This window comes from Dapis hubbardiae BLCC-M172 (assembly GCF_050016015.1).
GTDB lineage: Bacteria > Cyanobacteriota > Cyanobacteriia > Cyanobacteriales > Microcoleaceae > Trichodesmium.
This window is the reverse complement of record NZ_JBNHEQ010000277.1, coordinates 1-21,548: the sequence shown is the minus strand read 5'-3', so window position 1 is coordinate 21,548 and position 21,548 is coordinate 1. Positions and strand designations below refer to the sequence as shown.

General features: G+C 35.3%; 17 protein-coding genes and 1 pseudogene. 10 read left to right on the top strand and 8 right to left on the bottom strand.

Annotation, left to right across the window (positions count from 1 at the left end; all coding sequences use genetic code 11):
• The 4 genes from ACP6PK_RS25910 to ACP6PK_RS25895 form a co-directional block, all read left to right on the top strand.
• Window positions 1-2,012: Calx-beta domain-containing protein (locus ACP6PK_RS25910; RefSeq protein WP_426563915.1), on the top strand; the 2,012-nt coding region annotated here is incomplete at its 5' end.
• A gap of 738 nt (window positions 2,013-2,750) precedes the next feature.
• A complete protein-coding gene (locus ACP6PK_RS25905; protein WP_426563913.1) occupies window positions 2,751-3,356 on the top strand; it encodes a hypothetical protein in 606 nt (201 codons plus the stop codon).
• A gap of 461 nt (window positions 3,357-3,817) precedes the next feature.
• Window positions 3,818-4,942 carry a THUMP domain-containing class I SAM-dependent RNA methyltransferase gene (locus ACP6PK_RS25900; RefSeq protein ID WP_426563911.1) on the top strand — a complete coding sequence of 375 codons (1,125 nt, stop codon included), beginning with the start codon at window positions 3,818-3,820 and terminating at the stop codon, window positions 4,940-4,942.
• Window positions 4,943-5,466: 524 nt separating this feature from the next.
• Entirely contained in the window at window positions 5,467-6,393 is a 927-nt protein-coding gene (locus tag ACP6PK_RS25895) for a spermidine synthase (RefSeq protein ID WP_426563909.1), read from the top strand.
• 435 nt (window positions 6,394-6,828) lie between these two features.
• Here the strand turns inward: ACP6PK_RS25895 and ACP6PK_RS25890 are convergent, their stop codons facing one another.
• Window positions 6,829-7,248 carry a peptidylprolyl isomerase gene (locus ACP6PK_RS25890; protein ID WP_426563907.1) on the bottom strand — a complete coding sequence of 140 codons (420 nt, stop codon included), beginning with the start codon at window positions 7,246-7,248 and terminating at the stop codon, window positions 6,829-6,831.
• A 251-nt stretch (window positions 7,249-7,499) separates the two neighbouring features.
• Complete coding sequence (locus ACP6PK_RS25885; RefSeq protein WP_426563905.1) at window positions 7,500-8,120, bottom strand: thiaminase II/PqqC family protein; 621 nt, start codon at window positions 8,118-8,120, stop codon at window positions 7,500-7,502.
• 287 nt (window positions 8,121-8,407) lie between these two features.
• Here ACP6PK_RS25885 and ACP6PK_RS25880 point away from each other — a divergent pair, with 287 nt between their 5' ends.
• Complete coding sequence (locus ACP6PK_RS25880; protein ID WP_426563903.1) at window positions 8,408-8,953, top strand: GrpB family protein; 546 nt, start codon at window positions 8,408-8,410, stop codon at window positions 8,951-8,953.
• A 315-nt stretch (window positions 8,954-9,268) separates the two neighbouring features.
• Here the strand turns inward: ACP6PK_RS25880 and ACP6PK_RS25875 are convergent, their stop codons facing one another.
• A complete protein-coding gene (locus ACP6PK_RS25875) occupies window positions 9,269-11,197 on the bottom strand; it encodes an ABC-F family ATP-binding cassette domain-containing protein (RefSeq protein WP_426563901.1) in 1,929 nt (642 codons plus the stop codon).
• Window positions 11,198-11,620: 423 nt separating this feature from the next.
• The gene (pgsA, locus tag ACP6PK_RS25870; RefSeq protein ID WP_426563899.1) at window positions 11,621-12,139 is read right to left on the bottom strand and encodes a CDP-diacylglycerol--glycerol-3-phosphate 3-phosphatidyltransferase; all 519 of its coding nucleotides are present in this window, start codon (window positions 12,137-12,139) and stop codon (window positions 11,621-11,623) included.
• A gap of 572 nt (window positions 12,140-12,711) precedes the next feature.
• Between pgsA and ACP6PK_RS25865 the strand changes: the two genes are divergently transcribed.
• The 3 genes from ACP6PK_RS25865 (at window position 12,712) to ACP6PK_RS25855 (ending at window position 14,114) form a co-directional block, all read left to right on the top strand.
• On the top strand, window positions 12,712-12,948 hold the full coding sequence (locus tag ACP6PK_RS25865) for a hypothetical protein (protein WP_426563897.1): 237 nt from the start codon (window positions 12,712-12,714) through the stop codon (window positions 12,946-12,948).
• Window positions 12,949-13,201: 253 nt separating this feature from the next.
• Entirely contained in the window at window positions 13,202-13,660 is a 459-nt protein-coding gene (locus tag ACP6PK_RS25860; RefSeq protein ID WP_426563895.1) for a hypothetical protein, read from the top strand.
• Between the two features lie 316 nt (window positions 13,661-13,976).
• Window positions 13,977-14,114: a hypothetical protein gene (locus ACP6PK_RS25855; RefSeq protein WP_426563893.1), complete on the top strand. Its 138-nt coding sequence runs from the start codon at window positions 13,977-13,979 to the stop codon at window positions 14,112-14,114.
• A 121-nt stretch (window positions 14,115-14,235) separates the two neighbouring features.
• Here the strand turns inward: ACP6PK_RS25855 and ACP6PK_RS25850 are convergent, their stop codons facing one another.
• Window positions 14,236-14,559: a low molecular weight protein tyrosine phosphatase family protein gene (locus ACP6PK_RS25850; protein WP_426563891.1), complete on the bottom strand. Its 324-nt coding sequence runs from the start codon at window positions 14,557-14,559 to the stop codon at window positions 14,236-14,238.
• A gap of 318 nt (window positions 14,560-14,877) precedes the next feature.
• Between ACP6PK_RS25850 and ACP6PK_RS25845 the strand changes: the two genes are divergently transcribed.
• Window positions 14,878-15,114 (top strand): peptidoglycan-binding domain-containing protein, encoded by a 237-nt coding sequence (locus tag ACP6PK_RS25845; RefSeq protein WP_426563889.1) that lies wholly within the window; start codon window positions 14,878-14,880, stop codon window positions 15,112-15,114.
• Between the two features lie 530 nt (window positions 15,115-15,644).
• On the opposite strand, the pseudogene ACP6PK_RS25840 reads toward ACP6PK_RS25845, so the two are convergent.
• Both ACP6PK_RS25840 and ACP6PK_RS25835 read right to left on the bottom strand, forming a co-directional pair.
• Window positions 15,645-16,466 (bottom strand): annotated as a pseudogene (locus tag ACP6PK_RS25840) (IS630 family transposase).
• A 251-nt stretch (window positions 16,467-16,717) separates the two neighbouring features.
• Window positions 16,718-16,867, bottom strand: coding sequence for a hypothetical protein (locus ACP6PK_RS25835; RefSeq protein WP_426563887.1), 150 nt, complete (start codon window positions 16,865-16,867; stop codon window positions 16,718-16,720).
• A 613-nt stretch (window positions 16,868-17,480) separates the two neighbouring features.
• On the opposite strand from ACP6PK_RS25835, the gene ACP6PK_RS25830 reads away from it, so the two are divergent.
• Window positions 17,481-18,188 carry a PEP-CTERM sorting domain-containing protein gene (locus ACP6PK_RS25830; protein ID WP_426563885.1) on the top strand — a complete coding sequence of 236 codons (708 nt, stop codon included), beginning with the start codon at window positions 17,481-17,483 and terminating at the stop codon, window positions 18,186-18,188.
• Window positions 18,189-18,376: 188 nt separating this feature from the next.
• Here the strand turns inward: ACP6PK_RS25830 and ACP6PK_RS25825 are convergent, their stop codons facing one another.
• On the bottom strand, window positions 18,377-20,968 hold the full coding sequence (locus ACP6PK_RS25825) for a M1 family aminopeptidase (RefSeq protein WP_426563883.1): 2,592 nt from the start codon (window positions 20,966-20,968) through the stop codon (window positions 18,377-18,379).
• Window positions 20,969-21,548: the final 580 nt, after the last annotated feature.

Here is a 21,548-nt window from a genome sequence, read left to right as displayed (position 1 = left end):
CCACCAACGCCACCATAACAGACAACCAAGGAATAGCCACCATCAACGACAACGAACAACCAAATCTAACCGTCAACGACATCACAGTCAACGAAGGCGATAGTACAGCCACATTTACCATTACCCTAGACCAACCCAGCGAACAAGAAATAACACTTAACTACAACACAAGCGACTCAACAGCCATCGCCCCAGATGACTACACAGCCATCACAGACAGCCTCACCATCCCCGCCGGAACAACCACAGACACAGTCACAGTAGAAATTATCGACGACAACAACCTAGAAGAACCAGAAACATTCAACCTCAACCTCAACTCAGCCACCAACGCCACCATAACAGACAACCAAGGAATAGCCACCATCAACGACAACGACGTCAACCCACCTCCAAACCCTCTCACAGGCAGCATCAGTGGCATCAAATTCCAGGACGACAACAATAACAGCATCCAAGACCTAGGAGAAATAGGATTAGCAGGTTTTACCATATATATAGATATCAACAACAATAACAACCTGGATAATGGAGAACCAAATACCATCACCAACCCAGACGGCAGTTACATTATAGAAGATATAGAAACAGGAACATACACCATCCGAGAAATTCAACAACCAGGTTTTACCCAAACCACCACAGACCCCAATATCAACGTCACCGCCAACGAAAACACCCCCAATGTCAACTTTGGCAACTTCCCCATATTCCCCGGTAGCATCAGTGGTACAATATTCAACGATTCTAACAGCAACGGACTATTTGATACCGGAGAAACTGGCCTCGCCAACGTCACCGTATTCCTAGACCTTAATCAAAATGGTATCTTAGATACAACAGAAACAGCAACCACCACCAATGAATCAGGCAGTTACACATTTGCTAATCTATCACCAGATAGTTATCCAGTCAGAGCAGTATCTCCGACAACTAATGCCATAATTACAACACCAGAATCAACTGTTGAGCTGCTACCAAACCAAACTCTCAACAACATAAATATTGGCTATCGAATTCCCAACCCAGGAACAATTCAATTTAGTGATCCTATATTTACAGTCACCGAAGGAACTCCCACTGCAACAATTACTGTCACCCGTACAGGTGGTAGCGATGGAATTATTACTGCAACAGTTAACCTTGTTGAGGGCAGTGCTACACAAAATCAAGATTATAGCAACCCCAACCCCAATATAATTTTCTTTGCAGATGGAGACACCACATCTCAAAGCATTGCAATTCCAATTATTGATGATCATTTAGTAGAAGTAACAGAAACAGTCAATTTATTATTAACTGATATTAGTGGAAATGCAACTATTGGTACACCCAACAATGCTGTACTACAATTATTTGATAATGATGTTCCCACTCCTCCCCCAGCACTTATACCTGAAAATCCCAGGACTAGATTTTCTCCTAATACTATCACTTCGATAGAACCTGATAGTATTACTGGTGGAGAATCAATTGTTTTCTCTTTAGGAGAGGTCTTTAATGTTACAGAAACAACAGAATTAGCCACCCTTTCTTTTAAATATGCTTCACAAAATATAAATAATCAAGTCCGTTTTTTTGATATTAATGGTATGGAAATAGGTTCTCCAATTACTTTAGAAGCAACATTGGAAAATAATGGTTTCAGGATATTTGAAACAGTTGCACAAATTATATTACCACCAAATACTTGGTCAGTCAGTATTGGTAATGCCACAGAAATTGACGACTTACAGTTAATAGCTCAGTCTACACCCAGAATAAACACAAGAATTGCTAACTCACTAAATATTAGTAATTTCTCCCTATTGGAAAATTTTGATCCTTTCACCGAGGTAGAACTTATTGATCATAATTATCTTGAAGAAGATAGGCAACAACTAGATATTAATTCTATTCAAAATAATGAATATATGTCAGTGCAAAAACTCAATGAACTACCTCAATTTCTACCAGAAGTAGGTTTTGCTAATATTGAATACCTGCGCAGCACTGCTATAGATGGTTTATAACTGCTGATAATTTTAGAGAAAATAACTTTTTCCTTACAACTGTTCCAAGTCTAACGAAGGAGAACAGACAAGCAATCTCAAAGTTATATGAAATCCAATTATAAAGTTATCACAAGGAAATAAATGGCCATTGTATCAGAAACCATTTTATCGCTTTGCTCCTACGTCAGAAATAGGAAGTCATATTAAATCCGTTTGATTGGACATAAAAAAATTCTCCAATTATTATAACTACTAAATCTTTGTAATTCTCTCTCCTCCTGACTTCTGACTCCTCCTGACTTAAGCAATCATAACTTTTTAACCGGATTTGATATCATCCCTCAGAAGTTTTTCAGAAATAATTAGAAAATTTAACTTTCTATTTCCCAGGTATTGAAATAGGGTTGAAGACCCCCACTATCAATTTCATTTAAGCGGATTAAAATTAGTGGTGAGTTTCAATATCCCAATAATTTTGACCTTCTGACTTTATGGATTATCTCTAATTTTAAATTTATTCTTTAGTAGGTTTGTTATTACTATCATCAGAGACCTAAGAGTCTAAAATACTTATTTTTATTTGCTTTTGAAAATTTTTACACAATTTAACTATAAGTTTTTCATAGAAAAGTTTATTAGAAACTTAAGAATATTCAATTAGACTTGACTTATTTTCTTTTAGGAGAGATATTTTTCTCAACTTATGGTAAAATTATTGAGCTTTGCTACTATCCAATGGCAGAAAGGGGAGAAACAATGAAACACCAATTAGCCACCGTTGGAGGTTTGACAACGGCTTTAGTGTTGGGGACTGTAATTCTGCCATCGCAGGGACAGACCTGTTATGGATATGGCTCTGAGAAAGCAAATTATGAAACTGCAAACTTTAAGATCAATATTTGCGAAACTCGCAAAGGTGAGTATATATTCATTAGTCAACCCAAAAATGGAACTGAGCAAGATTGGTTGATTGTTGGTAATGCCATAAAAAGAGGTACTTCTTGGGCAGCTTATGACCCAGTACAAGGGATTGAATATATTATTGGTCCAGACCAATATCGTGTAGATTCAACAACACAGAATGGCCTCACTGAACGTGTAATTAATTACCAAGCTAAAGGAAGAATTAAGTCAAAAATTTGTTATGTACTGAGACCAAATGGGCTATATATTTTTGAGACACGCAACTCGGCAAGTCGTAGACTTGGGGTAGTAGAAAATGGTCAAAGAATAGAAGTTACAGGAAATGAAGAAATTGGTAGTGGCACCCAGAGATTTATAGAAGTGACAAACCCATATCAAGGATATATAGTTTCTAGGGATAGTAGTGGAAGTTATATCTCAGATTGTTCTCCGTTTTAGAAAGGAAGAGGGAAGAGGTTTGTTCAAGGTAGAGAAATTATATTATGTTTTTTAGTATTCGAATGTGTAAAAGTTAGGAAAATATATACCATATTTAGAAGGTATCTATAAAATAAAAAATTAACCCTTGATGTAGGGTGGGGAGGGTAAGGCGGAAATAATCTGACAAAATCAAATAATATTTCCCTGGCCGCCGTAACCCACCGAATACTAGATATTTGAGGCATTTCTTTAGGTTTATTTTACCGAAAAAATGGGTATAAAGCTTCTCCATGAATGGAGAAGAAAAGAAAAAATTTTCCTTTTAACCTTACCTCTTCTTGAAAAGAAGAGGTAATAATTAATTATTAATTATTGAAAGACACCTTCTTAAGACTTTTCTTTATCTTAAAGTTTCTATCCCAGATAACTAAAGTCTTTTTCTTTCTTCCTTTTTCCTTCTACCTTCTTCCTTATCTCAAATGAATCAATACTATGCCAAAGTGGCTAAAGGGTTAGAAAATATTGCTGCCCAAGAATTAGAAAGTTTAGGAGCTAAAAATGTTTCTCCAGAATTTACAGGGGTAAGTTTCACTGGGGATAAGACTTTACTTTATCGAGTTAATCTATGGGCAAGAACTATTTTTAGAGTATTAGTTCCTATTACAGAAGTTAGATGTGTTAACCGAGATGTTTTATATAAAGAAGTTAAAAAAATTCCTTGGCAGAAGTATATATCTCCTAAAAATACATTGGCAGTTCACTGTACTGGAAGTAATGAGAAATTAAAGCATACTCACTATACTGCTCTGCAAATAAAAGATGCTATAACTGAGCAGCAAATAGAAAAATTTCGCTATAGATCAAATATTGATACTAAAAATCCTGACATATTAATTAATGCTCATATTGAACATAAAAATTGTATCCTTAGTTTAGATAGTTCTGGTAGTAGTTTACATCAGCGTGGCTATAGGTTGGCAATGGGTTTTGCTCCTCTGAAAGAAACTTTAGCAGCAGCTTTATTGGAGATGGCAGAATATTCTCCAGATTTACCTTTTTTAGATCCTTTATGTGGTTCGGGAACTTTACCTTTAGAGGCAAGTTTAAAAGCATTAAATATTGCACCAGGATTGTTTAAAAATAAGTTTTCTTTTATGAATTGGCGTGATTTTGATAAGTCTATTTGGGAAGATTTATTAACAGAAGCTAAGGATAATCAATTAACTGAATTAAAATCAATAATTGTTGGAAGTGACAAAAATCTAGAAGTGCTTTCTCAAGCTCGTGCTAATGCTAAAAAATGTGGTATTGCAGATAAAATTAAGTTTATCCAAACAGATATATCTAATTTAGAACCTCCAGCAGATAAAGGAATAATTATTTGTAATCCTCCGTATGGGGAGCGTTTAGGAGAAGTAGAAGAATTAGGTAAATTTTATAAAATGTTGGGGGATATTTTTAAACAACGTTTTACTGGTTGGACTGCTTTTATTTTGACAGGAAATAAAGAATTATCTAAACAGGTGGGGTTAAGAACTTCTGGGAGAATTCCTGTTTATAATGGTCCGATAGCTTGTACATTATTAAAGTATGAATTGTATTAGTTTTAGGGAGTAGGGAGTAGGGAGTAGGCAGAAAGTATAATTACATAAGTAATATCAAATCTTCTTGCTTCCGAGTGTTATAAGAAACCGGGTTTGTAGGATTTCAATAATTGATAATTGATAATTGATAATTACCTCTCCCTAAAAGGAAGAGGATTGAATAAAAGGAAATTTTTTTTTATTTCTCCTTGAAAGGAGAGGCTTTATACCTTTATTTTTCGGTAAATTTTATAAACTTTGGCTTGAAAACAAACCCGGTTTCTGGCAGTATTAGATACTACCGGATTTCATATAAATAGCACAGGTAGAATAACTTTTTTGATAATTATTAGCCAGGAATGTATAAATTCAATATTTAAAAAATGGAAAAATGATAGATATATAGCAATTATAATCTAAATAATTTCTGAACAAAAAACTGTAGGGGTTTGGTCTCCAAATCCCTATTTTAATCCGGCTGCTTTCCTACGGAATGCTGCGCAAACAGCCAAATAACTCATAACTGAAATAACTCCCTGGGAGAAATGAATAATCAAAAAGATTGGCAAACTAAAAATTTAGAAGCAATTCGACAAAGAATTTCTTGGCTACATGAACAACCAGATGGAGTAATTTTTTCTCAACCTTCTGGCATACATTTTTTAACTATAAAAAAAGTTCAATTCATTATTCAGCTAGTATTAGTAGAGCAAGTAACTTTAAAAATGAATTGGGTTCAATCTATACTTAATTTGAATAACCCTACATATTTAATTTTTCCTTACACTCAGGCAATGATGTTAGCTTTATTGTGGAATAGTCAACCACAAAAAATTTATATCGCAGGTTTTGGTGGGGGTAGTATTCCTCAATTTTTGCATCACTATTTTCCAGACGCAACAATAGAATGTACAGAAGTAGATGCTAATATATTGTCAATTGCTAAGAAATTTTTCGGAGTAGAATTAAATGAAAGGTTAAAGGTAAAAGTTCAAGATGGGAGGGAATATTTAGAACAACAAAATCAGCAGACTAAGTATGACATTATTATGATTGATGTAGCTTTTGGTAATGGTTATATGTCTTATAATTTAGCGACTAAAGAATTTTATGAGTTGTGCGATCGCCATTTATCAGAGTCTGGAGTTATAGTTGTTAATACATTAAAAAGTAATGGTTTTGAAGCGGAGTATGTGAAAACTATTCAATCTGTTTTTCCATCTATTTATATCTGTCATACTAGCGGTAAAAATACTATTATTTTTGGTACTCGTGATGGTTTTATGACTCAAGCAGAAATTAGAGAAAAGGCTAAAATTCTGCAGAATTATTATCAGTTTTCGTTTCCCTTGGTAGATAGAGCAAATGAGATAAAAATTCTTGAAGAATTACCAAGTTTAAATTTAGAGAAAGTTTCAATTTTCCAGGATAATACTTCACCTGGTAATTATTTTGATTCTTGGTTATTTTAAGGTAAGTATTCAATCATGAGCTCAAGGATAAAAAAGAAAAAATCCTTTTCGTTAATCCTATTCTTAATAAGAAGAAGTAATTATTAATTGTAGAAGAATATCTAACTGCTAATACCTGAATGCTTAACTAGGGCTTGGTGATTAAATATACAAGCATTGACAGATAAAATTTTTAGCTTTTTTAGGTATAGAAAAAGTAGCTGGTTTTCAATTCTTCATCCTCAAAAAGTTAGAATTTATAGCAATAATTGGGCAAAAAAATTACTCCTGTACGGACGTTGCATGCAACGTGCCTACTACTCGCCTACTCATTAAAAAAGACTTTTTCAGCAAACCCTAACTTATGAGCAGGAGAGACTTTAGAATATTTTTCCTTCTCTCCTTACTCCCGGAATTATTTAAAAGAAACAGGAGCTTTTTACTACTCTGAAAAACCTACTTCTCAATCTTCACAGAAAGAATTTTGTCACCCTGACTAATAGCATTTACAACATCCATATCTTCAGTTTTTCCAAAAGTTGTATGAACGCCATCTAAATGAGGTTGGGGAGCGTGACAAATAAAGAATTGACTGCCACCTGTATCGCGACCAGCATGAGCCATTGATAAAGTTCCAGCTAAATGTTTATTAGTATTAATTTCACATTTAATTTTATAACCAGGGCCGCCTGTACCCGTACCTTTAGGGCAACCTCCTTGAATCATAAAATTAGGAATAACACGATGAAAATTCAAGCCATCATAAAATCCTTTTTCACTTAATTCGACAAAATTTTTCACAGTATTGGGAGCATCATTATCAAACAATTCTAAGTTGATTGTTCCCTTTTCTGTTTCCATGATAGCTCGTGTCATTTTTTGAATTTCTCCTAAAGTTAATTTCAGCATTCAGCTATTAGCATTCAGCATTCAGTTTTTCAAGGTAATAAATTACTAAGACTAAGCTAATAACCTTTTTATTCATTACTTTTAATTCTACTTGGAGACTAATTTTTTATTCCAAGATAATGAGTTAATAACTCATAGCTGTTAACGAAGTTCCTCTGTTAGCGCAGCTCCTCCGCAGGAGGCAAGAGGCAAGCTGAAAGCTGATAGCTAAAAGCTAGTTAATTAGTGGCATTATACGCCATTTGCCAAAAGTCTTTTTCTAGTCTAGCGACATTTAAAAAAGTAGCTTCAGCTTGACTTTTTACTATTGTTGAGGTACTTTGTAATACCTCATTAGCTTGTGCCTCTAGTAGTTTAACATAGTTTGTAAACTCTGGATTTCCCCAACGATTAGCAAATTCATTATAAGGGGGTGGCATTTCTCCAGGTAATTGCCAACCTTGATTATAAGCTAGTTCAATTTCCCATAATGCAGTTGCTTGTATTGGGTATGGCATTTCAGTTAATTTATTCATAAAGTCACAATATTCTGTACAAGTTAGTTGTTTTTTAGTATTCAAATCTAATTGTCTTTCTGTTGCTTTATCTTTAAACCAATTTAATTCATCTTGCAGAGCATTTAGTCCGCTAAGAATTACATCAAAATGAGAAGTTGGGGCAGAAGTTAAAATTCTACCTACCATGCGAGTAAATTCCAAAACAAATAGATAATCTTGCACCAACCAAGTGTTAAATTGTTGAGGTTTAATAGTACCTAATTTACATTCATTTAAAAATGGATGTACGGTTGCTGCTTGCCATTCTTGAGAGTATTTTTTTAATAATTCTTGACAGTTCATAAGTTTCGGTAAGGAATAAGTTTTTCGATACTTTATCAAAGTATATAGCAATCTTAAATTGGTTGTGAAAATTTTTATAACAGTTAATATTAACAGAAAATATTGAAAATTCTAACTTATGACTCCTGTAGGGACGATTTCCTGCGGAATGCTACGCAAACGCGAATCGCCCCCTACCACCAAAAATATTACAACTCAAATAAGATTGCTATAATCTAGCAAAGATTTATCAAATCAAATAAGATTGCTATAATCTAGCAAAGATTTATCAAACTGCTCTGAAAATTATGAGGAAAGTAGAAGTAGTTAAGCATAACCCAAAATGGCGTGAAAAATTTCAGATAGAAGCAGAAAAAATTAATCATATTTTGGGAGAAAATATAATTACCATACATCATATTGGTAGTACAGCTATACCTGATATTTATGCTAAACCAATTATTGATATATTGGTTGAAGTAAAGGAGCTGATAAAAGTTGATGAGCGAAATTATTTAATGCAGTCACTAGGTTATCAAGTAATGGGTGAATTTGGTATTATCGGGCGTCGTTATTTTTGGAAAAATAATCAGGAAGGTATTAGAACTCATCATGTTCATATTTTTGAAGTTAATTCAAAGCAAGTAGAACGACATTTAACATTTCGGGATTATATGATTTCTCATCCTGAAGATGCACAGAAATATAGTGAATTAAAGTTTAGTTTAGCACAAAAATACCCTACAGATATTGATAGTTATATGAATTGTAAAGATAGCTTTATTAAAGAAATAGATCTAAAAGCAGCACAATGGCGTCTAAGTATTCAGCAGTCATCCCGCAAGACTATTTAGGAACTGCTGAAAAAGTCTTTTTTAAGGAGTGGTGGAGTGGTGGAGTAGGGACGTTGCATGGAACGTCCCTACGAGAGTAATGTTATTGCTCAAATCTTGCCCAAAATATTAACTTTTTGAGCATAAAGAGCTGAAAATTAGGCACTTTTTCCAGACCTAAAAAAGCTATAACTTTTTATATCTAAATACTTTTAGATTAGATCGGTAAGCCCTATTTATAATTAATAAAAAATAAAGTCAACTATCCCACTCTTATCGATCAATTATTTCCTCCTATTCCCTATTCCCTACTCCCTACTCTCTACTCCTTATTAACTAAGATTCTATCTCTGCTAATTCTAACCATCTTTCTGTAGCAATATCTATTTCTTCTCCTAAACTTTCTACTTTTTCATGGAGTTTTTGCACTTCACTAACTTCTGTGGGAGGTGCATTATAAAGTTGATTTTCTGCCTCAGCTTTTTCAGCTTCTAATTGAGCAATTTTTTTCTCTAAATTCTGATATTCTCGCTTCTCTTTTGATGATAATTTTCTTTGCCCAGTCTTATCGCGAGAAACTCTTTCTGACTTTTGCTGTTTAGACTGACTTTCCTTTGGCTTTTCCTCAACTTCTACAGATTTTTTGTTTGCTGCTTCTACTTCTTTATAATCTAAATAAAGTGAATAATTTCCCGGATATTGTCGTAAATTTCCTACATCTTCAAAAGCAAAAATTCTATCTACAGTTCGGTCGAGAAAATAGCGATCGTGAGAAACTACAATTACACAACCATTAAACTCTTCAAGATACTCTTCCAAGACTGCTAAAGTTTGTACATCTAAATCGTTAGTTGGTTCATCCAAAATCAAAACATTAGGGGCACTCATCAATACTTTTAACAGAAATAATCGTCTTTTTTCCCCACCAGAAAGTTTATAAACCGGAGCATATTGTTGAGTACCTGGAAATAGAAATCTTTCCAACATTTGAGAAGCACTAATTTGAGTACCATCTGCTGTTTGAACATACTCTGCCACATCTTTTATATACTCAATTACTCGTTGATTTTCACTCGCAGCATCTAGCAAATTTTCTGAATGTTGGTCAAAATAACCTATATGTATTGTTGACCCTATTTCTACTTTGCCAGAATCAGGTTGAATCCTACCTGTAATAATATCCATTAGGGTTGATTTTCCCACACCATTACCACCAATAATTCCCACTCTATCTTCAGGCACAAATTCATAAGTAAAATCTTTAATTAAGGTTCTACTATCGTAGGATTTAGAAACATTTTCTAACTCAATAACCTTTTTGCCAATTCGACGACCAGCAGTAGAAATATCCACCTTTCCTAATGCTTCTTTAAATTCTCTGCCTTGCATTTCTTCTATGCGTTGAATCCGAGCTTTTTGTTTAGTGCTACGAGCCTTCGGACCCCGTTTCAACCATTCTAATTCCCGGCGTAATATACCTTGATGTTTCTTTTGAGAACTAACAATTGAATCTTCAGCTAAAGCTTTCTTTTCTAAAAAGTAGGAATAGTTGCCAGAATAAGTAAAAATATCCCCTCTATCTATTTCCAGAATTTTATTAGTAACTCGGTCGAGAAAATAACGGTCGTGAGTAATTAATAAAATTGCTCCAGAAAAAGTATTTAAGTAACTTTGTAACCATTCTACAGACATAGCATCTAGATGGTTTGTTGGCTCATCCATTAACAAAACATCCGGTTCAGCAAGTAAGGCAGTCGCTAAAGCAATTCGTTTACGATAACCGCCAGATAAGTTACTAACTTTTGCCTCAAAATCTAGAATTCCTAATTTACTCAAGATAATTTTTGCCTTAGTTTCTAACTCCCAAGCATTAGTAGAATCCATCTTTTGAGTTACTTCAGAAAAACGCGCCATTAACCGATCATCTTCTGGATAATGAGCTAATTTTTCTGATAATTCTTCGTACTCTTTTACCAATGCCATTTGTTCGCCACTGTCGGCAAAAACCTGTTCTAAAACAGTATTATTTTCATCTAAATCTGGTTGTTGAGGCAAATAAATAATCCTCACATTTTGATTAACTAAAATTTGACCGCCGTCTGTAGGTTCTAAACCAGCAATCATTTTTAATAGAGTTGATTTTCCCGAACCATTTGTACCAATTAAACCAACTTTGTCACTAGGGTCTAAACTGAAACTGGCATCTTTTAAAATTTCTTTGATGCCAAAATCTTTTTTTACTGATTGAAGTGTGAATATACTCATTTTTTTATTGTTAACTATAAAAAGGTAATTTTGTTTAACTAATTCAACTATGGTTTAGATTATACATCAATTGTAGCTTAAAGCCAAGGCTGTCAAAAACTCTTGGATATTAAGGATGATTTTTAATATTAGCTAATATACTAATCCTAAATGATTTGTGATCAAAAAAACTGTAGGGGTTTGGTCTCCAAACCCAAGATAAAATGGGATTGGGAAACCAAAGCACTACGATAAAATATTACAACCTATTTAGGATTGCTATAGCTGAATATTTACATTAAAAAGCAATTAAATATTGACTGGAATATAGTTTTCTTATCTAGGGGGTTTGGAGACCAAGGGGGTTTGGAAACCAAAACCCTACTTATTACAGAATTAATTTTTATTATGAATAGATATTAAAAATTAGTTGAAAAAGAAAACTTATGTATTGCTAGTTTCTTGATTAGGTAATAAGTAAATTATCCCTGAAATTATCGTTAAAGCAACAGAAATCCAAAACATAACTATTGCTATAGTTGCCCAAACTTTTGGTAAAGGAGCAATTAATAAAGCAATGGCGATAATTTGACTTACAGTTTTTAATTTCCCCCAAATATTAGCTCCCGAAATTTTTGTCTGATTAACACGCCAACCAGCTATGGTTAACTCCCGACCTAATATTAAAAATACTCCCCAGGCGGGAACTTTTCCTAATTCAATTAATGCTAATAGGGGTGCTAAAACTAATAATTTATCTACTAAAGGATCTAAAAATTTACCTAAGTCGGTAATTTGATTAAGTTTTCGTGCTAAATAACCATCTAAAAAATCTGTAGCTGAAGCAATTAAAAAGATAACTAAACATATCCAAAGATTTTGATTAGTTGGAGTTTTGAGAGTGTAAAGAATAATAGGTACTCCCAACAGACGAGAAAAAGTAATTGAGTTAGGTATGTTCATAATTAGAAGGAAGAAGGGAGAAGGGAAAAAGAAGTAAATATTATTATATAGCAATTTGCGCTTATGTTATAACATTTTATCGTAGGGGTTTGGTCTCCAAACCCTCGTCTTTAAACCCTGGTTTCTAAACCTAAGAGAAAAATCCCAATCTGCGATAAAATGTTATAACATTTTATCGCAGGGGTTTGGTCTCCAAACCCTCGTCTTTAAAGCTAAGAGAAAAATCCCAATCCGGGCTTATGTTGTAACATTTTATCGTAGGGGTTTGGTCTCCAAACCCTCTTCTCCAAACCCAAACAAAAATAGGATTTGGAAACAAAATCCCTACAGTTTTTTTACAAGTAATTTATAATTGCTATATGTTAGTATATTCAGGCTATAGTCTAGATTTTAATTGAGTAATATTATTCCGCATAATCAATGATAAAAAAGTCTTTGTTTGTAGTCGGGCTTTAGCCAGATTTATACTTAGGGCTAAAGCTCTACTCCGAACTTTAATTATAACTATTCAACCCGATATGATATAATTGCTAAAATTATTGAGATTGATTTTATTAGTTGAAATTATAATTATGTCTGTATCAAAAGAAGAAGCAAAGCAATTATTAGAACGTTTGATTTTTGATGATGAACGTCCTCAAGATTGGGTGCAAGATGTTTGGGGAATGAGTCCGACTTTGGGAGAAACTGCTGCGAAGTTGCTAGATGTTTTTGAGGTGTTAATTACATCTTGTCCGGAGGCTGAATTAAATGATGTAGTGCAAACTTTTGAAGCAGAATTATTGGAGGAAGATGAGGATATTTATTAATGGTACTTAGACATTTTTTGGAAGACAGAGCTATTTTCTTATAAATTCTATGATGCGTATGTTAATCTAAAATTAAAAAGCCAAATAACAATAACTGATTAAAATAGAACCTATAGAATTAACTTTTGCAGCGATCGCTACTTTGGCCTTTACAAAAGCTATGTAAAAAACTGTGGAAAAGTTTACTGAAACTTGATTTCCCTTCCAGAATATACAGACGTGGTTTTTAATCGTCTAACAAGGGGTAAAAATAATGGAACCTATAGAATTAAGTGTAGCAGCGATCGCCTATCCTTTTTTAGTTAAATATGTGGAAAAAGCAGGGGAGGGTTTAAGTGAAAAGACTTTTGAGCAAGCGGGTAAGTTATGGCAAAGAGTAAAAGCAATGCCTGAAAATACTTTTGCTGCTTTGAAACCTGCAGAAGATAATCCTTTTCCTAAAGATTTTGAGGCAGCGATACGGGAAATGGAGGCAGTGGCCAATCAAAACCCAGAACTTAACCAAGATATTATTGATGTGGTTGCCGTTGCTAAAGAGGAACATCCAGAATATGTGAAAAATCTTGAGGCGAAGTTGGAAGAAATGAAGTCTCAAGGAAGGGTAACTGCTGAGAATATTAATGCTTTGTTTCAGGAAAGCACTATTACTGGAAGAGCAATCAGTAATCAGTTTTCAAGTCGTATAATGAGGATTTTAACCCCCGAATTTTAGCTGAAGACTAAATGCTGGTAAAAAAATGGTTTGTTGATAGCTACCTTAGCCATAGCTATGGTTTTGTTAGAACCTATCTTGTTTCATTACAAACAATGCTAACCTAAGTTTATTTGCAGTAACGAAAATGGTACTTAATTGCAAGTCGGATGTTAAATAAGACTGTTTCTGGAAATTTTCCATAACCGATGTGCATTTCTAATCACTTCAAAACAAAAATACAATTTTTCTGGCAAGATTATTCACATTAGTGGTGTTCTATGAATTTGTGTTATAAAGTGAAACCTTTGATTAAAAACATTGCTAAACAGGACAATTGGCAAACTCAACTATTACTATAAGTTCATGTGGCCAAAATATTGAATCAGATTTAGATGAATCAGACCTTACCCATAGACGAATAATGTGCGTGGAGCAAGGCCAAAGTGAGAAGACTGATGAGCGAATGATGTAGCTACCGCACTTGCTCCGCCAACGCCATTCAATAGAGAATCATGGAAATGGTGGGGACAGCCTTTTGGTAAACTATAGGAATTTCAACTAACACACTCATTAGATCCTAAACGATAACTCTATTATTTTAATAACGGCAACACCTTTTTCTTTAATAATTCCACCAGCTCTGGCTGCATATATTCATACTCATCTCTGATATCTAAGCAAATCACTCGCTTGTTTTTGAGCCAGGGCTGAAACTTATTTGAAAGTTTACGTTTATGAGACTTTTCCATTACAAAAATTATGTCTGCCCATTGAATAGCTTCGCTGCATAAAGGAATTTCAGCACCTCGATCCAATCCAGCAGAGTCCACCTCAAAATCTGGATATTCAGAGAATATCGTTTCAGCAGTAGGACTGCGTAATCGGTTTTGACTACAAATAAATAGTATTTTCTTCATATTTATAATTTAATAGGTGAAAGTTCAAATATTAAACCATATCTCCTCACAAAACGGCTTTGTTATGGCAGAATGTGACCCCTGACTGCTAATCAATGTGTAAGCAAATGCACGTCCACCCACAATAAAAAGTTAATTGTGATAACTCATGCACATTTTTACTATTCATCCAGGAATGCACTGATAATAAAAATATAGAGCAGGACTTACACAACGGCACTAATTATAGTTAGTTTATCTAGAATGATGACCAATTAATACGCTATATATAGCGTTACTGCGTAAGTCCTGATCAATTCAAAAAACAAGGAGAAAATTATGTTTACTGGAACTCAAACAACTACCACTCGTCCTACTATATCCCTTGGTAGCACTGGTGAAGATGTGAAACATTTACAAAGACTGTTAAATGTTCTTAGATTTGGTCCCTTGGTAGTTGATGGAATATTTGGTGTAGCAACAGAAGAAGCTGTGAAGAAATTCCAACAATACTATGGTTTAACTGTGGATGGAATTGTTGGCAGTCGAACTTGGGCAACATTACAATCGTTTTAGTAAGGTTCCGTAACTTTCGGCTTTTGGCAGCTTTAGTAATCGGCGAACAATGATAGCGCAACCGCAAAAGCAGCGAAGTTGTTATAGAGGGCAATTTAGATATTATTGCTGCTTTTGCCCCTAGAGGGGAGGGAGAGAATAGAATGAAAAAAATTAAACAAAAGAACGTATAGCAATGAGCGCTGGCATATTTACATATTACAAAGATTGTCTTGATGTAGCACTGTGTACTGTATGACCTGCATTTTTCATAAATTAGGCGATATAGCTACCGCACTTGCTCCGCCAACGCCAAACACTAAAGTTTTAAGGATGCGTGTAATGGATTTAAAATTTACAGTTCATAACGGCTTTGTTGCATGAATGTTGCGAGCGCATCCGTTCTGCTATCGCTGACACTACTCCCTCGCCCTCGCACCTTGTGTGATAGCGTTCGCGAAGCGTCTCCTCTGGAGAATCGTCTCAAAGAGCAACTACACTAATTATTCCTATAGCATATCTTTGATCACTAGGGAAAAACTTGAGGATTTTCAATTGATTGCTGCATCTACACAGTCTCTAAAATTCTTAAATTCTTTGAGTCTTTGTCTGATCCAATTTTTGAGTACAAACCACCAACATTCTATCTTGTTAAAATCTGGCGAGTAAGGTGGTAGATAAAACTGACTTATGAAACGTTGCGTTATCCACTATTATCGCTTGCTCTGGGTGTAATGCGTGGTAGTAAACAATGTTCCAACCAGTTCTCATGCTATACACGATTACAACTGCCTACAAATGTTAAAGGAGCAAACATTTTTTCTTGATTTATAGCTGCAATCGCTCCTTACTCTCTCAGTCCTTTTTCCTGACTTCATACCTGGTACTCTTTTTCCTTTAACTCCATAACCATAAGGATAATCTTCCCGATTATCTATTCCGGCTTCATCTACATAAACAATAGAGTTGTTGTCTATTTGATTCAGTTTCAACATGAACTCTTCTCTTTCTAATTCGTCTCTTTCTTGATAACCATATGTTTTTTTTACGAGTAAAACCAATTTTTTTTAAACCTCTACTAATAGTAAAACGACTACAATTTCCCCATTTTCCAGCCATTTGACGCATGAGTTTGCTCGTGATTAGCCTCAACAAATTTTTCAAATTCTTCCCAATCTTTAATTTTAGATGTTTGAGGAGGAGGTACATTGGCCAAGCGCAACTATTGAGCCTGTGGTTAAATATCGATCTCGCCATTGATGAAGAGTAGGCCGACTTATATTTAATAAACGACTCACATGACTGATAGACGTACCATTAATAATCAGATTAAGAGCCCGTTGACGCAAATCTTGACTGTAAGGATGTACCATAACACTCAAACTTGATTTTTCAAGATAGAAATACCTGAAACTATAAACTGTAAATTGTCAATACCTCAACACCCATCCTTAAAACTTTAGTGTTTGACGTTGGCGGAGCAAGTGCGGTAGCTATATCGCCTAATTTATGAAAATGCAGGTTATACAGTACACAATGCTACATTAAGACAGTCTTTGTAATATGTAAATATGCCAGCGCACATTGCTATAAATGGGAGAAATATCTAAGACTCCTGAGATTGCTATCCGTTCCGGAATGCTCCGCAAACCTTCCACTCTGTTACAGTCGCAATGACTTTACAGTTAGAGCGATCGCCACATTCAGTCCAGTAGTAGACTGTTTCATCTTCAATGGTGCAATAGTAGGGGCGGGTTTTAGTAGAAATTTTCATGCTTACTCTAAGATTTACATAAACCCGCCCCCTAGGACGGTGCGTGATATCATTGGGGGCGGGTTTATCTGACAATCTGTGAAAACTCGTTGTACGGACGTTTCGCTGCGCGACATGAAACGCATTTTTGTTATGCAACGTCCCTATGGTTAAACCCGCCCCTGGGTCACCTGATTCCCTAATACACTATTTTAGATGAAACAGTCGAGCGTAACGCACCGGATATCTCAAATAGACATCTCCAGAAACTAAATTTTTGCCTGATAATTACTAAGGTTTAAGATTAATTTGATGCCTAATATTTCTCAGTTTAAGATTAATTTTTGGAGATGTTTAATACTTCAGTGCGTTACGCTTAACTAACGCACCCTACTGGACCGTTTCAACTAAAATAGTGCATTAGATTTGTCATTGCGTTTAGCGCAGCTTTGCGATAGCAAACGACAGTGTTTGCGGAGCAGTCCGTCAGGATCGCAATCTCCAGACACTTTTCTATTGCAACATTTAAGATAAAACAATCCACTACAAGTTTTGCTTAATAAAACATTAAGTTAATAGGATTTCCAAGAGTTTTTGGTATATTTATAGATTAATTTATCAAATAGAGGTCTCTATGGCTACTCATTTTGAGAAAATATTGCCTGTCTTGACTGTGATTGTATCATCAACTATTCTGATTAGTTCAGGTGCTGCTAATGCTGTTAACTTAGTTATAAATGGTGGTTTTGCAGATACTTCTGAATCTAGATTAGGTGCTTTTAGGTCTGATTATAACTTTGATGGCGTTAGAGGAGATACTGTATGGGATTTTACTACAAACGATCGTAATCCAGGAGAATACATTATTTCTTCAAACCCTATGGGTAATGTGCCTCAAGCATGGCCAGAACTCAGTTCTTTCGATGAAGGCAACGAGAATATGCTAGTTGCAGATAGCTTTAGTTCCGGAAGTGAAAATAATGTCCTGTGGGGACAAGATATTAGTGTTAAAGCTGGAACAACCTATACTCTCAGTTTTGCAGCAGCACAACTTTTCAGTACACCTGTTATTTTAGAAGCACTAATAGATGGTACACCAGTCATTTCTGAAACTGAACTTTCAGAAAGGGGCGAGTGGGAAGTTTTCCAAAGCACTTGGATAGCACCTTCCAGTAGCACTGTCAGTCTAGAAATCTTCCAAAAATCCAATATTCATCTAGGGACTGACGTTGCTTTAGACGCTATTGCCCTAATACCTACGACTGAATCAGTACCTGAACCAAGTTCTTTTATAGGCTTGGTTACTTTAGGTGTTATCTTTTTCAATAAACGAGTTCGGTAGAGAAGATTATTATAATCACGACGTTACACAAGAAAACTAAACCTAAATCCCTAGAAGTGATTGGGAGTAAGCTTCTAGGGATTTAGATTTATATAAAATCTAAGTGATGATTAGCTAGTGAGTGTATATTATTGATATTTTTACTGCTCCCACACTCCCATACTCCCCTGGTGAGCAAGATGCTCGCACTAACTTCCTTTCGCCTTCGCTTCCAAATTTTCCAAACGACTCCTCAATTCCTGATTTTCCTTTTTCATCTTATCCAGTTCATCACGCACCTGTTTCAGCGCCTTGTCAGAACCAATATTTTTCTGTACCTTCTGTACTGCTTCCTCTGCTCGACGACGCACCCTACCATCAGGAGTCTGGTCTGCTAAACTCTGCAATATTCCAATTGCTTCAGCAGTTTCCATTTGCGACAAGGCAGCAACTACACAAACCTGAGTCAAGAAAAACGTTTCCCGTGATAATTCTGTCAGTCGTTGCAAAATTCGTTCTAAATTAACAGGAGACTGAGCAGGAGAAATAGTTCCCAAAACGCGGATAGCATTCAAACGTAACGGTTGAGGTACACCAGGAGCAGTGTATTTCAAAATCAACTTCAGAGCAGTTTCAGAAGTCTTCATCTTACTCAAACTTGATATTGCACCACAACGCACCACCTCATTCCAACCCTGTTTTTCTTTTAATACCCACTTCAATAACTTAATTGCTTTTTTTTGTTCGGACTTAGTATTGGTAGCAGCAATATCTCCAATTCCAGATACCGCACTAGATTCCACATAATAACTGGCATCCCCATTTTTTACTAGAGACTTGAGTAACTTATAACTTTCATTGTTTTTTATTTGTGTTAGTGCTTCCACCACAGTACGACGCACGCGAGCATCTTCGTCTTTTAAACCTACAGCTAAACCATCAAAAACTTGGTCTAGTTTAATTTTCCCTAGTTGTTTAGCAACTTCAACCCGCACACCCCAGAAAGGTTCATCTATCAGTGCTTTTGAAAGCACTTTTACAACTTCTAAACCGCCCTTTTTCACCAATGCTTCAGCAGCATAAATGCGAGATGTAGGATCTGGATCAAATTGTAATTGCGCTTTGAGTTCCGCCAATGGATATTCCAGTTTAACCGTTTTCAGATAATTATTACCCACATCAAAACTGATAAATTTTGGTTTTTCGGAAAGAGGGAAATAGAAAGTTTGTTCCTGTTCGTGTACCCGCACACTAAAGTTAATTAATTCTGGTTTTTCGTCTTTGACATAACCAAAAGCGATAGGAATTTTTAGGTCAAATAATTCTTTACTTACATCGCCGTTTTTGTCATTTTTAGGTATGATTTGTGTGACGGTAATTTTTGCTAATTTACTGTTACCATCCCAAGCATAATTAACTTTATAATCTGGATGACCACCCCGGAAAACATATTGATCGAATAAGGATAATAAATTCCTTCCAGTTGCCTGTTCAATTGCTCTTAATAAATCAATAGTCTCAACAGTTTTATGAGCATTACTTTGCACAAAATTATGAATAGCTTTAGTAAATAATTCAGCTCCTAATTCTGTTTTAATCATGTGATAAACACAACCACCTTTTTCATAAAGATGGCGGTCATAAAGCTCAATTGCTTCTCGATAAACATTAGTCACAATAGGGCGACGATAGCGACCTTTATCCTCAGCAATATAACTTCGAGCTTCCTTCAAAAGATAATAAGCAGCATCATCTTGACCATACTCGTGTTCCGTCCATAATACTTCGGAATAGGTAGCCATTCCTTCTTTTATCCAAGCATGAGACCAATGTTTAATTACTATCAAATCTCCGAACCATTGATGTGCAAGTTCGTGAGCAACTAAACTTTCAGAATTATAGTTATCTAAAGCAGCTCTTTCATCTAATAAACATCTGTCTGTCAGTAAAGTTGTGGAGGTATTTTCCATACCGCCAAAAATAAAATCATTGACGCAAACTTGAGCATATTTAGGATAAGGATATTTATAGCCAAATTCCTGACTAAAAAATTCTATCATTTGTGGAGTTTTGCCCATAGTGCGCCGAGCATCATCTTGGCGTTTTTTCTCGACATAATAGGTTACAGGAATACCATTCCATTCATCTTGAATTTCCGCAAACTTACCTACTGCTAAAGTCATTAAATATGTAGGATGAACTTGTTTTTGCATCCAGTGATAAATTTTATCTTCTTCACTCTCTTCAGTGTGGATAAGTTCACCATTAGAAATAGCAATAAATTTCTGAGGTACTTTGACGCGAATTTCTGAAGTTGAGAGTTGACCAGGATAGTCGAAGCAGGGAAACCAGTAACGAGAGTCTTCATCTTCCCCTTGAGTCCAAACTTGGGTTGGTTTGTCTGGATAATGTTTGTCGGGAGTAGTAAAATAGAGACCTCGTTGTGGGTTATTGGAACTGTAGGCGATCGCTACTTGAATTTTTTGACCTGTTGTGGTGACTGGTTGTAGATAAATGTTTAATTCGTTGCCATCATAGTCAAAGGTTTGTTCTGTATCGTTGATTTTAACAGAGTTAATTTCTAGGTCAACTGCATCAAGAGTTAATTTATCAATGCTACTCCTGACAGGGTTCAAGGTAATAGTACAAGTGCCGTGAAAACTTTTGTGAGGAATGTCAAGTTCTAGATCGAGGAAAATATGTTCTACTTGACCTGGACGGTCAGGGTTATAATGTGGCCTCGCGCCTGGTAACTCAAAGGATTTGGAATTGTTTTCTGAATCAAAGTAAATATTGGACATTCGGTGTAATTATTAATATTTTTTGGACAAAGCAAGGATTCTTTTGATGCTAGTCCTGACAGCGATATTTAGATTACTCTACAACGTTAAATCAGGTTTTTAATCAACACAGTTAGATTTTAGCAAAGGAAATAACCGCCTCAGAGTAAAGGCCACAGTCCCAGAATGGACTAAGTTAGTCAACTTTCCAGTCTGTTCTTTTTCTTGGCCTTCAGACTTACTGTTCAACTTGGCCTTATATTCTTCAAACTTAGCCTGAATTTCTAAGGCTCTAATAATTTGACTGAACAGAAGGCACTGATTAAACCAGTTTTACGGTTATTGAAAAAATATCAAATGGTTATTATTGGGTAAACTGGTATAGAAGCCCTAAGCGTATCTCCAAGAAATAGGTTGGAGGGAGAATTAATTGATAAAAAATGGGTAATAATTGATTTGATGATGGGATGAGTGGCAGATATCTAATACACCCCATCTCCCCATCTCTCCACACTCCCGTAGGGACGCCCTTATGCAACGTCCCTACCCCCACTCCCCCGCTCCCCTACTCCCCTACTCTCAATCTATAATTTTAAATAGA